8 protein-coding genes are annotated in these 12,591 nt (G+C 69.1%); 5 read left to right on the plus strand and 3 right to left on the minus strand.

What is annotated here, in order from left to right:
• Positions 1–988 precede the first annotated feature (988 nt).
• From G555_RS19335 to ileS, 5 genes are all read left to right on the plus strand, one after another.
• A complete protein-coding gene (locus G555_RS19335) occupies positions 989–1,945 on the plus strand; it encodes an LCP family protein (RefSeq protein WP_211223232.1) in 957 nt (318 codons plus the stop codon).
• A 112-nt stretch (positions 1,946–2,057) separates the two neighbouring features.
• Positions 2,058–3,962, plus strand: coding sequence for a hypothetical protein (locus G555_RS0110680; RefSeq protein WP_028708869.1), 1,905 nt, complete (start codon positions 2,058–2,060; stop codon positions 3,960–3,962).
• A 122-nt stretch (positions 3,963–4,084) separates the two neighbouring features.
• A complete protein-coding gene (locus G555_RS19340; protein ID WP_051208823.1) occupies positions 4,085–5,077 on the plus strand; it encodes an LCP family protein in 993 nt (330 codons plus the stop codon).
• 247 nt (positions 5,078–5,324) lie between these two features.
• A complete protein-coding gene (locus G555_RS0110690; RefSeq protein ID WP_028708870.1) occupies positions 5,325–6,776 on the plus strand; it encodes an LPXTG cell wall anchor domain-containing protein in 1,452 nt (483 codons plus the stop codon).
• Positions 6,777–7,047: 271 nt separating this feature from the next.
• Positions 7,048–10,188, plus strand: coding sequence for an isoleucine--tRNA ligase (gene ileS / locus G555_RS0110695; RefSeq protein WP_028708871.1), 3,141 nt, complete (start codon positions 7,048–7,050; stop codon positions 10,186–10,188).
• Between the two features lie 67 nt (positions 10,189–10,255).
• Here the strand turns inward: ileS and G555_RS0110700 are convergent, their stop codons facing one another.
• The 3 genes from G555_RS0110700 to G555_RS0110710 all read right to left on the minus strand — a co-directional run bounded on the left by G555_RS0110700 (position 10,256) and on the right by G555_RS0110710 (position 12,549).
• Complete coding sequence (locus tag G555_RS0110700) at positions 10,256–11,524, minus strand: GNAT family N-acetyltransferase (protein WP_036922435.1); 1,269 nt, start codon at positions 11,522–11,524, stop codon at positions 10,256–10,258.
• A gap of 218 nt (positions 11,525–11,742) precedes the next feature.
• The gene (locus G555_RS21885; protein ID WP_084635189.1) at positions 11,743–11,907 is read right to left on the minus strand and encodes a YHS domain-containing protein; all 165 of its coding nucleotides are present in this window, start codon (positions 11,905–11,907) and stop codon (positions 11,743–11,745) included.
• Positions 11,908–12,069: 162 nt separating this feature from the next.
• Positions 12,070–12,549: a hypothetical protein gene (locus G555_RS0110710; protein ID WP_028708873.1), complete on the minus strand. Its 480-nt coding sequence runs from the start codon at positions 12,547–12,549 to the stop codon at positions 12,070–12,072.
• Positions 12,550–12,591: the final 42 nt, after the last annotated feature.

Consider the following 12,591-nt stretch of genomic DNA (forward strand, 5'->3'; position numbering starts at 1 on the left):
GAATAGAGGATGCGGCCACAGGAGAAGGGTGGCAGATCGGGTGCCGCATGTCCATGAAATCGGGAACATAGAGGACAGCGCGTCCATTGTTGACTATTGTCGGAACATGGGTGGATCGTGGGTTCCGAGTCGCGAGCCACGAGGGTGAATAACTCTGCTGAAATGTTGGTGGCGCACAACAGCGGCCCGCGAGCATTCTCAGCCACTCGCTCTGCTCGTGTTCGGGCATGAAGAACGGACTGGACGCAGAAGCGGGCGTGCGTACTCCCGATCGTAGAGGCGTGAGGGTCGCTGCCGCCGTACGAGGGTGTATGAACCTGCTCGCGGCCTTGCCGGGCCCGGGAGGTGGTGCCTGCGCACTGGCGGGGCGGCTGGTCGGCTCCCCGTCGGTGACCCACAGGTCTCAACGACTGCGAGCGGATCGATCAGTGCCGGGCCAGTGTCCGAGCCGCGGGCGTATGGGTTCGTATGGTCTCGGTGGGACGCATGAGGAGGACAGGGCGACACCTGTAGAACGATCCCGTGGCCATCTTCGACGGGTGGAAGTCGCTGCTCGCGCCAGTGCTTCTGATTGCTGCCTTCACCATCGTCTCGAACGGGGGCGGGCGGGTTCTCGGGGGCATCCGGTCGGCGTGCACGAGGTGTACGCCTATCGGCGGCGAGAGACGCCGGATGGAATCGCGAAGTCCCGTAACGGCCTCTTATGGGTGCCTCCTCAGTATCGGGGCGCGCCCATGACCGCCTTGGGTGTGGGTGCCGAATTCCTGGCACGCCGCTGGCGGCACCTGGGTGCGGCGGTTCCTCGCCCTATGTGAGCGGTCGAGACAAAGACCGGATTACGACGGACTTCGACTTGAAAAAGGTGTGCAGCGAAGACAAAGAGGGAACAATGAAGGCACCTGCACCAAGGATCGCAGCGGCAGGTACATACGCCTATGCGGAGCAGTGACGGCATGGTGACCCGAAGATTCAGCAGGAGGAGGCGCGCGTGGCGGTGAATCTCCCTCCGACGTCACGTCGGCGTCACCGAAGGCCCGTTCGATGGTGGGTGTGGGCCGTCGCCGGACTCGTGATCGCGGCGGCCGTCACCGCCATTGCGTTTCCCCTGTGCCTCACCCAGCGCCTTCAGCGCCTCTCCGTTCCGGACACCAACCCGAACGCGGGGACCACGTGGCTCGTGATCGGCAGCGACTCGCGGGAGCGTACCCCGCAGGGCGTGGGCCAGGCGGAGTTCGATCCGCGAGGCGACATCCGCGGGGCTCGGGCCGATGTCGTGCTTCTCATCCGCCGGTCAGAAGGCGGCCAGACATACACGGTGTCGGTGCCGCGCGACCTGGTGGTGACAGCGTCAGGCGTCCCGGTGCGTTTGACGTCGACCCTTTCGAACGGGCCTGCGGTCACCGTCCGGGCGCTCTGCGAGACGCTGCAGGTCGGTGTGGACCATGTCGTCATCGTGGACGGCGCAGCCTTCGTGAACGTCGTGAACGCCCTGGGCGGCGTCGGTGTCTCCCTGGAGCGTCCGGTGCGTGACGTCGACCTGGGCCTTGATCTGCCCGCCGGGGCGCAGCTCCTGGATGGAGCGGACGCGCTCCGGCTCGTTCGTACGCGGCATCCGGAGCAACTCGTCGGCGGGCGCTGGACGTCGGGTGACGATGCCGCGGGCGCGGCCTGGCGTGCGCAATGGTCCGCGATGGTGTTCACGGCAGTTCAGGAGCAGGTCAAGGCCGCCGACCCTGTGACTCTCGCGCGCGTGGCGTGGACGGTCTCGGGCGACATCACTGTGGACGACCGCGCCGGCCTGACAGATCTGATGGCGCTCGCCCGATCCGTCGCGGCTCCCACGACCCTTCCTGTGACCCGTGTGAACGCCTTGGCGGCCGCAGCCGACGAGGACACCGTGCGATCGCTCGCCCGGGCGGATCTCAACACCGGATGCCGTGCATGACCGGACGCCTGTACGGGGGTGTATGAGCTTCCGGTGGCCCCGGTGCGAGGGCGGAAGCCGCTGCTTCGCTGTGTTCTGGGAGCCCTGCTGGTGCGGGGTCGAGAGGAGAAGGATGAAACAGACACAGACACAGAAAGCGTCCTGGGTGAGACCCTTGCGCACGGCCGCAGTCGCGGTCACGACGGCTGCTCTCATCGGGTCGGCATTCACCGGCGCCGCGCACGCCGATGACTTCTTTCAGATCACGCCGCACGTTGGAACGGTGAGTTCCGGCGAGATCATCACCGTCGCTGGGACGGGATGCGCCACACAACCAGGAGACCAGGAGTACGGGGACGGTCTGTACCGAGAGGTTCTCCTCCAGGTCAGCGTGGGCGACTCCACGCCGGTCGCCTACCAGGCTATTCCCGCTGCGGACGGGTCGTGGAGCACCGAAGTCACAGTCCCCGCGAGGTACTCCATCTTCGTCGATGTGTACGCGTCCTGTGTCAACTACTCCGGCGAGACAGGCGCGGCGTACACCGAGATCGTCATGGGTCCTTCGGCGAACAGCGTGACCCTTGACAAGCAGACGGTGGCCGCGGGCGAACAGTTCACTGTCGAGGGGGCGGGCTGCGATGTCGCCGACCCGCACGTGTACGTGCGGGTCGACGCGAGCGCCGGTTTCGAGACTTCTCAATCAGCGCGTGCCGTATCCACCGCTGTCGACGGTGACTGGGCCGTCCAGACCTCGGCGGATGCCTGGCTGGTGGGAACCGCATACGTGAACGTTGCGTGCTATTCGGGAACATACGAGGCGGGCCAGGCCGCCTGGACCTACCAGCCCGTAGCGATCACGGTCACTGGGACGGCGCCGAAGGTGTCCGTGAGCAAGACGACCGTGCGTCTTGGCGAGTCGTTCACTGTGAGCGGCGACCACTGCACCATTCCGGACGCCGAGGTGATCGGCAGCATCGAGGCGTACAACGCCGAAGGATGGGAGGGCTTCTCCGCCCAGCCTGACGCGAACGGACAGTGGGTCGCCACTCTCACTCCGTCGACCGAGTGGGGACTGAGCGCGGCCGGGGGCGTCGAGTTGGTGGTTCTGGCACGTTGCTCCGCCTACTCCCACGGCGGAGACAGTCAGACCTACCGGTCGTACCCGATCGTCGTTGTCCCCTACTCGTTGTCCGTGTCATCCGCGCCGTCGAAGGCGTCGGTCGGGCAGGTTGCGAATGTGCAGGCGTCGATCGCCGGTGCGGGGGCCGGTCAGTCGGTGTCGACGCAGTTCCTGGTGAATGGGAAGTGGTCGACGTCGCAGTCGCGAACGACGGATTCGAAGGGCGCAGTGTCGATTCCGCTGACGTATGGTCAGGGCTCGGTCGGGACGTACACGTATCGTGTCGTGACGGGCTCGAAGGAACTGACCACGGTGTCGGGTACGTACTCGATCACGCGGACGCCCACGTCGGTGAAGGTCGTGTCGGCACCGGGGGCGGCGAAGGTGGGCCAGTCGGTTTCGATTCGCGCCACGGTGCCTGGTGCCGGTTCCGGGGTGAAGGTGTCGACGCAGTTCCTGGTGAACGGCAAGTGGTCGACGTCGCAGTCGCGAACGACGGATTCGAAGGGCGCCGTGTCGATTCCGTTGACCTATGGTCAGGGTTCGGTCGGCAAGCACACGTGGCGTGTGGTGGCGTCCTACGGTGGCGTGACGGTGGCCTCGTCCAGCACGACGATCACCCGAGTGCCGTCCGAGGTGAAGGTGGTGTCGGCGCCGTCGTCGGCGAAGGTCGGAAAGGCTGTGTCCGCGAAGCTGTCCCTGTCGGGGATCGGTTCGGGGCAGTCGGTGTCGACGCAGTTCCTGGTGAAGGGGAAGTGGTCGACGTCGCGGTCGGGTAAGACGGATTCGAAGGGCACTGTGTCGATTCCGTTGACCTATGGTCAGGGTTCGGTTGGAAAGTACACCTGGCGTGCGGTCGCGACGGTGTCCGGTGTCACTGTCACGAGCCGGTCGGTGACGATCACCCGCACCCGCTGACGTAGCCTGACCCGACGGCTGCGGACTGCCCGGGGTGTTCCACCGGGGGCGGGCAGTCCGCAGGCCTGGCCGAGGGGTCCGGTCATGGTTCGCGCGTCGCACACGGAGGCAGAAGGAGGATCATGGCGCCGAAGGCAGACACGTCGTCGGCGGTCGCCCCGTCGTCCGCCTCTGGGCACGAGGGAGGGAACGTCAGGCGCAGGCGCCGTCGCCGCATCGTCGTCCTCGGCGCTGTGCTGTTGGTGGTGGTCATCGGCCTCGTCGCCTGCACAGCCATCGTGATGACGCGACTCTCCCGCGTCGATATTCGGGCCACCGACACCTCCGCGGGCGTGACCTACCTTGTCATCGGTAGCGACTCCCGTGAGCGAACACCCAGCGGACTCGGCAACTTCGGCGACAAGCAGAAGTTCGCCGGGGCACGCGCCGACGTCATCCTGCTGGTCCACCGGTCGCCGAACGGTGAGACCCACACGGTCTCGGTGCCGCGGGACATCATCGTCCAGCGCGACGATCTGTCGCCGACACGTCTGGCACTGACGCTCCTGGACGGGCCGCAGCAGACCGTGAACGCCCTGTGCCGCACTCTCAAGATCGGCGTCGACCACGTCGTCGTCATCGACGGTGCGGGAGTGACGGACACCGTCAATGCCCTCGGCGGGGTCACGGTCACGCTTGAGCACCCGGTCAGGGATGCCAAGGCGTTCCTGGATCTGCCTGCGGGTGAGTTGCGGCTCGATGGAACCCAGGCGCTCGCGCTCGTCCGGGCCCGGCATCCTGAGCAGAAGATCGGCGGGTCGTGGCAGAAGGCCGACGAGGCGACCGGCGCCGCGTGGCGGTCGGCCTGGTCGGCCACGGTCTTCACCGCCCTGCAGGAGCAGTTCGGGTCCGCCGACCCCCTCACGCAGGGAAAGGTCGCGTGGACACTGTCGGAGAACGTCGCGGTCGACGAGGCGACAGGTCCGGGTGAACTCGTCGAACTTGCCCGATCGGTCTCCTCGCCAGCAACCCTGCCGGTTCAGCACCTCGGCGGGCTGGCCGTGTCTGCCGACTCCTCCACGCGGGAGGCCATCCGCGCCGCCGGCCTGGACACCGGCTGCCGTCTCCCGGGGTGACGTTGCGGCCCTCGGGCCACCGGTACGGCCGCAACGGCGGGTGGCCGCCTCGTCCGGGGAGCCGGCGTCGCTTTTCCCGTCGTTCGTGGGTCCCGGACGGGTGTCCTCTGTTTGCCGGTCATCGGCACTTCGGCCGTGACGCGTGGCCCCACGCGATACTTTCGGTTCGAGGTCCACAGCGCCGGAACACCGCTGCAGATGGCCTTGAGGCTCGTCGAGGAGCCGGATACGTGGAGGAGGGACCGTCGTGGCGGGTCAACGCGGATGGCGTCGGACGATGCGGACGGGCGCGATGATCCTCGCGGCGGGACTCGCGAGTCTTTCGATCATGCCGCGCGACGCCCAGGCGGTTGGCCTGACGTTCGCCCTCAGCGACACGACGGCCGCGGCCGGGGCCACGATCACCGCATCGGGCCACTGCAATCCCGGCTGGGCGGAGGACTCCGCCGAGGTGCTGGTCTGGTTCGAAAGCGACCCGGTGGACAGCGTCAGGTCGACCGTGACGCAGGGGCATTGGACCGGCCCGGCCGACCCGGTCCACACCGCTGACTGGGGTGACTGGTCCGTCGAGTTGACAGTGCCGAGCCTTCCGGCCGGCGACACCGGGATCCGCGCCACATGCAATTCCTACAATGGCAGCGACCCCCAGGCGTACGACCCGGTCACCTTCACCGTCGAAGCAGCGCCCGCCAGCATCAGCCTGTCCTCCGCGTGGACCGGTGCCGGCGGGTCGAACACGGTCACGGGCAGCGGGTTCGCACCCGGTGAGACGGTCAGGATCGTGCTGCAATCCGATCCGGTGGAGGTGGGTGTCCTCACGGCCAACGGATCCGGAGCCATCTCCGGCTCCTTCGTCGTGCCTCGCACCACGGAGCCCGGCGCGCACACGGTGGTCGTGACCGGCGCGACCAGCGCCCGTGCGGCTTCGTCGTCCCTGTCCGTCCGTGCCGCGGCCAGCATCGGTACCATCACGCGGGTCGGGTGCACGGCCCTCATTCCCGTCGCGACGAGCGGCGGGGGGTCGTCCTTCTCGTTCGAGGTGTGGGACGACGGTACGGAGCTGAGCTCCGTGTCCTGGGTCGGACCGGTGGACGAGGTGCTGACGTGGACCATGACCCAGCCCATCGCGCAGAGTGCCCCGGGCGTCGGCTTCTATGTGGAGAGCGGCGGTGTGACACTGGCTGAGGTCGGCAACTGGGATCTCCCTGCCGAGGTGGCGGCCCTCTGCACGTCGACGCCGCCGGTGACGCTGGCGCTGCCCGGCTACCCGGGCGCGACGGTCGCCGGCGAGACCGTCGCCGTGTCGGGTTCCGGATACCTGCCCGGTGAAGAGGTCGTGCTCACCATCGGCGGGGTCGTCGTCGGCACGGCCCTCGTCAGCGACGAGGGCACCTTCTCCGGGTCCTTCACGGTGCCGTCCGGCACCGATCCCGGGGCCCAGACCCTGACGGCGACGGGCGCGTTCACGGGTCGCAGCGCGCAGGTCACCCTCACAGTTCTCTCCCCGCCGGCCAGGACCACCCCCGCGTCGGCCGGGACTCCTGCCGCGACGCCCACGTCGGACGACACCCCCGCGCCGGCCACGACCGCCTCGCTCGCCGACACCGGCACCGGAGCCGGGCCCGCGTTGCTCGTCGGCGCGGGCATGACGCTACTCGCGGGAGTATGGCTCGTCGGACGTCGTCGACGTACCACCTGATCGCAACCGGTCGCGTCCCCGAGCGTCGGCGGCGGAACTGCAGGCGTCGTTTGGGCCGGTTCGGACACCCGCGTATAATCCCGTGCGTCCGCAAGGCGACGATGGGGCCATCACCCCGGAGCTGCCGGAAGAACGGCTGCCCGATCCCGGGCGCTCACTAGAACCGGCTGCGGCGAGCGCGAGAGGGCCGTCCCGTCGGACGGCCAAGAAGGGTGGTACCGCGGGGCCCGCGCCTCGTCCCTTCGTCCCGATCCATCGACGAAGGAACGCCATGAGCGCGGCTGAGTACCGGCCCGTCCCACCGCAGATCGACCTGCCTGCGATGGAACACGACATCCTCGACCTGTGGGACACCAACGGCACGTTCGCGAAGTCCCTGGCCCGGACGGAGGGCGGCCCGGCGTGGACCTTCTACGAGGGCCCGCCGACGGCCAACGGCATGCCCGGTACCCACCACATCGAGGCGCGCGTCTTCAAGGACGTCTTCCCGCGGTTCAAGACCATGCAGGGCTACCACGTCGAGCGGAAGGCCGGCTGGGACTGCCACGGACTGCCCGTGGAACTCGCCGTCGAGCAGGAGTTGGGCTTCAACGGCAAGCCCGACATCGAGGCGTACGGTGTGGAGGCGTTCAACGCGAAGTGTCGCGCGTCGGTGTCGCGGCACGTCGACGCGTTCACCGAGCTCACCAAGCGCATGGGCTACTGGGTCAACCTCGACGAGGCGTACTGGACGATGTCGCCCGACTATGTCGAATCGGTGTGGTGGGCGTTGAAGCAGATCCACTCCAAGGGCCTGCTGGTCGAGGACTACCGCGTCGCGCCCTACTGTCCCCGCTGCGGCACGACCCTGTCCGACCATGAGCTCGCACAGGGCTACGAGGACGTCACCGACCCGTCGGTGTACGTCCGCTTCCCCGTCACGTCGGGTCCTCTGGCCGGCACCGCCGACCTCCTCGTCTGGACGACCACCCCGTGGACGCTCGTCAGCAACACGGCCGTCGCGGTGCACCCCGACGTGACCTACGTCGTCGCGACGAAGGACGAGCCGGGCGGGGAGACGCTCGTCCTCGCCGAGCCGCTGGCCGAGAAGGTGCTCGGAGACGGCTGGGCGCTGGGGCGGACGTTCACCGGCAGCGAGATGGAGCTGTGGACGTACCGACGTCCCTTCGACCTCGTCGACTTCCCCGATGTCGTGGGCGGGACGCACTATGTCGTCCTCGCCGAGTACGTCACCACCGAGGACGGCACCGGTCTGGTCCATCAGGCACCGGCGTTCGGCGCCGACGACCTCGCGGTGTGCCGCGCGTACGGGCTGCCGCTGGTCAACCCGATCCGTCCCGACGGGACGTTCGAGGCCGAGGTCCCGCTCGTCGGCGGACTGTTCTTCAAGTCGGCCGACCGCGTGCTCGTCGAGGACCTGGCGGGCCGCGGCCTCCTGTTCCGCGAGCTGAGCTACGAGCACAGCTACCCCCACTGCTGGCGCTGCGGCACCCCGCTGCTGTACTACGCGCAGCCGTCCTGGTACATCCGCACGACGGCGATCAAGGACGCCCTGCTGCGCGAGAACGAGGCGACCAACTGGTACCCCGACCACATCAAGCACGGTCGCTACGGCGACTGGCTGAACAACAACATCGACTGGGCGCTGTCCCGTTCCCGCTATTGGGGGACGCCGCTGCCGATCTGGCGGTGCAGCGAGTCGCACCAGACCTGCGTCGGGTCGCTGGCCGAGCTGTCGCAGCTCACCGGCGCCGACCAGTCCGGCCTCGACCCGCACCGGCCGTTCGTGGACGATGTGACGTTCGCCTGCCCGACCTGCGGCAGGCTCGCGCGTCGGGTGCCCGAGGTGATCGACGCCTGGTTCGACTCGGGGTCCATGCCCTTCGCCCAGTGGGGCCACCCGTACGCACCCGGCTCGGAGGAGAGGCTCCGCTCCGCGTACCCGGCCGACTTCATCTGCGAGGCGATCGACCAGACGCGCGGCTGGTTCTATTCCCTGATGGCGGTCGGCACGCTCGTGTTCGACGAGAGCAGCTATCGCAACGTCTTGTGCCTCGGGCACATCCTGGCCGAGGACGGCCGCAAGATGTCGAAGCATCTCGGCAACATCCTGGAGCCGATCCCGCTCATGGATACCCATGGCGCCGACGCCGTCCGATGGTTCATGGCGGCCGGCGGGTCGCCGTGGGCGTCACGTCGCGTCGGCCACACCACGATCCAGGAGACGGTCCGCAAGGTGTTCCTCACGTTCTGGAACACTGTGGCGTTCCAGGCGCTGTACGCACGGGCGAACGCCTGGACACCGGCGGGGCAGGCTCCCGCGGTGGCCGGGCGTCACGTCCTCGACCGGTGGCTCGTGTCGACCCGCAACGTCCTCGTCCGTGAGGTGACCGCCGCCCTGGAGGTGTTCGACACCCAGCGGACCGGCGCGCTCATCGCGCAGTTCGTCGATGATCTGTCGAACTGGTATGTCCGGCGGTCGCGGCGGCGCTTCTGGGACGGCGACCCGTCGGCTCTGTGGACGCTGCACGAGACGCTGGACGTCGTCGCGCGGCTCATGGCCCCGATGGCGCCGTTCATCGCGGAGCGGGTCTGGCAGGATCTCGTGGCGGCGGTCGATCCGGCCGCACCCGAGTCGGTGCACCTGGCGTCGTGGCCGGTCTACGACGATTCCCTGGTCGACGCCGAGGGCGACGTGGCGATGGACCTGACACGGCGGCTGGTGGAGCTGGGCCGGTCCGCGCGGTCGGAGGCGAAGGTGAAGACGCGCCAGCCGCTGCGTCGGATGCTTATCGGCTCCGGGTCGCTGTCCCGGCTGACGCCCGAGCTGGTGGCCGAGGTCGAGGCCGAGCTGAACGTGCAGGCGATCGAGTCGTTCTCCTCGGCCGGCGATCTGGTCGATCACTTCGCGAAGGGCAACTTCCGGGCACTCGGCAAGCGGTTCGGGAAGGCGACGCCGCTCGTGGCGAAAGCCATCGCCGACGCGGATGCGAGCGCGTTGGCCGCGTCGCTCGCCGCGACCGGGACGGCGACCGTCGCGTACGAGGGAGGCACGGAGGTGTCCGCCGACGAGGTGATCGTGTCCGAGCGGCCGCGGGAGGGCTGGTCGGTCGTCAACGAGCAGGGCGAGACGGTCGCGCTGGATCTGGAGCTGACCCCCGACCTGGTGCGTGCCGGGCTGGCGCGCGAGGTGATCCGTGTGGTGCAGGAGACCCGCAAGGCGTCGGGTCTGGAGGTCACCGACCGGATCGCCCTGCGCTGGGCGGGAGACGGCGACGTGGCCGAGGCGTTGCGCTCGGAGGGCGAGCTCATCGCCCGCGAGGTCCTGGCCGTGTCCGTCGAGCAGGCCGAGCCCGCCGCCGACTGGACCGCGACCGACCTCGGGCTGCGGTTCTCCATCGCGAAGGCCTGAGCTTCGGGCTTACGTGGAGGGTTGATGTTGGTAGTCCAACATCAACCCTCCACGTTATGAGGGTCGTTCAGAAGATCCAGGTGCAGACCGGCGCCTGGTGCCAGCCGAACGCGGCGGAGGCGACGGCGAGGGCCCCCGGGGTCGTCTCGGCGACGAGCCCTGCGGCCTCCAGCGCACCGAGTGCCGGGCCGCCGAGGTAGGCCGCGCCGAGGTCGCGGACGTCCAGGGCGATGTCGGCGGGGTCTCCGGTCCGGGAGACCTCCGCTCCGCGCGGTCCGCCGCTGAGTCGCCAGCGCCCGGCGTTGGCCGGGAACACCTCGTCGGTCACGTCGAGGACGATGTCGACCGGCGCGGCGTAGCGACGTCCCGCGAGCGCTGCGGGGACATCGACGATACGCACCCACAGGTTGTCGCCGAGCCGCAGACGTGGCGCCCGCATGTTCACCAGCAGCGTGAACAACGGGTCGTCGGGGGCCAGGATCGGTGTGGAGACCGTGGCCATCAGGTCGAGGTCTGTGAGGGTGGCCCACAGCACGCGTGCCGCGGCGGCGGAGAGGGTCACCGCGTGCGCGACCTTCACGGTTCCGGCGGGCCCGGCATCGTCCCACTTCTCCACGCGGTGGAAGACCGCGAAGGCGAGCGGGTCACCGGTCTCGTCGCGCACCACGGCGATGCGGCCGGGTTCGGCGCCCTTGGGCCGGTCGTCGAGATCGGTGAGCTGATTGGCGATGAGTGCCTCGGACGAAGGGACGACGCGACCGGGCCGGACCGACCGGGCCTGGACGCCGACGACGACGTCGCGGTGGCGCGTCGGGTCGAGCCGTTCGAGTGTGCACACGAGGTCGTCGGTGCCCGGCACGGGACGCAACGCGGCGCGGCGGGGCACGTCCGCGGCGACCTGTGTGGCGGCCTGTCCGTAGCCGTAGCGCCCGTGGATCTCGGGCTCGGCGGCGAACAACGCCGACAGCGGCTCGCCGCGACCGGCCGTGCGCCGCAGATGCGCGTGCAGCATCGCCGTGGCGAGTCCGCGGCGCCGGTGGCCGGGGTGGACTCCGACCCAGGTCAGCCCGGCGGTCGGCACCTCACCTCCGGGGACGGCCATCGTGAACGCATACGACGAGTGGACCGCGACGAGGTCACCGGTCGGAACATGCCGGATGCCGAGTGTCCGGCCGGCCTCGGGTGTGAACGCCCGGCGTTCGAGGTCCTCGGGGGTGTTGTGCAGGGCGAACGCCCACTCGTCCACGTCGATGATGGCGGCCTTGTCGGCCTCGACATCGAGTTCGACCTGGCGATAGTCGCGGGCGGAGGGCTGGGGGATCGAGGCGTCGGTCATGCGTCCATCCCAACAGGCCGCTGCCGCGCTGTCGATCGATTTCCCGTGTCCGGCCCGGGAACGGACCCGCGACCTCGGCGTCGCAGACGCGGGACCGGCCGCCCCGTCCGGGTGAGGACGGGACGGCCGGTCGAAGGGGGTCGGCAGGTGCGGCAGGAATGTGGCCGGGACATCGCCATGACATCCGCCGTACCGAACGAACCGCGTCGGGGGCTGCGTCAGCTTCCGGTGTTGCCGACGTACGAACCGGGATCCCGGACGAAGGCGTCGCGGCAGATCGTCGAGCAGAAGTGGTACGTCTGCGCGTCGTGGACGGTCGTCGCGGGTGCGTCCTTCGGGGTGATGCCCATCCCACAGGCAGGGCAGGTGAGCGTCTCGATCATGGGTACCCCTCTCTGAAGCGCGGTTCGCCCAAACGCTACCGCGGAGCGCGCCGGGAAAAAACAGGCAGTGCCGGCGGGCAGGGCGCCAATCTCATGCAGGCTCCCTTGTCGTAAGGGATAGGTGCATTTTCAAGAAGTTTCCTGGAGTCCGGGAAAAAGGTGTCAGCCGAGCCAGTGGCCCGGGCCGCCGCCCGGCCCGCGACGGTGATGGCGCGGCGGCCGGCGAAAGAAGAAGAACATACCCGGGAACAGGAGGAGCACGAACGGCGACATCATCATGCCGCCGCCCATGACCACCGCGCCCACGACCATGGCGACGATCATGACGGCGGCGGACATCGCGAGGACGCGGGCGGGTGAGGCCGCGCTGCCAGGGAAGGACGGGACCTGCCGCGGTGTCCGCGGCGGGTCGGAGACTATCGGCGGTGAGTCGCGCCGGAAGTCGGGCTGCTCCCATCTCGGTGCCGGTGCCGGTGCCGGTGCCGGCGCCGGTGCGGACGCGGCGACAGGCGCGCCTTCCCCGCCCGCCTCGGCGGGTTCCTGTCCGGGCAGCGGCTCCCAGTCGGACGCCTCCCAGGCGGACTCCCCTGGGTGGCTCTCCTGTTCGTCGCCGCGGGACGGCGTGCCGCCGGTGATGTTCATGGGTTCCAGTATGGACACCGGGCGAAATGGGTCCGGTCCGGC

Origin of the sequence: Propionicicella superfundia DSM 22317 (assembly GCF_000423465.1) — a bacterium.
Lineage (GTDB): Bacteria > Actinomycetota > Actinomycetes > Propionibacteriales > Propionibacteriaceae > Propionicicella > Propionicicella superfundia.

What these genes read in the sequence shown, in the direction of transcription:
- ileS (WP_028708871.1), top strand. Translation starts at nt 7,048, where the DNA reads ATGAGCGCGGCTGAGTACCGGCCCGTCCCACCGCAGATCGACCTGCCT.
- G555_RS0110700 (WP_036922435.1), bottom strand. Translation starts at nt 11,524, where the DNA reads ATGACCGACGCCTCGATCCCCCAGCCCTCCGCCCGCGACTATCGCCAG.
- G555_RS0110680 (WP_028708869.1), top strand. Translation starts at nt 2,058, where the DNA reads ATGAAACAGACACAGACACAGAAAGCGTCCTGGGTGAGACCCTTGCGC.
- G555_RS21885 (WP_084635189.1), bottom strand. Translation starts at nt 11,907, where the DNA reads ATGATCGAGACGCTCACCTGCCCTGCCTGTGGGATGGGCATCACCCCG.
- G555_RS19340 (WP_051208823.1), top strand. Translation starts at nt 4,085, where the DNA reads ATGGCGCCGAAGGCAGACACGTCGTCGGCGGTCGCCCCGTCGTCCGCC.
- G555_RS0110710 (WP_028708873.1), bottom strand. Translation starts at nt 12,549, where the DNA reads ATGAACATCACCGGCGGCACGCCGTCCCGCGGCGACGAACAGGAGAGC.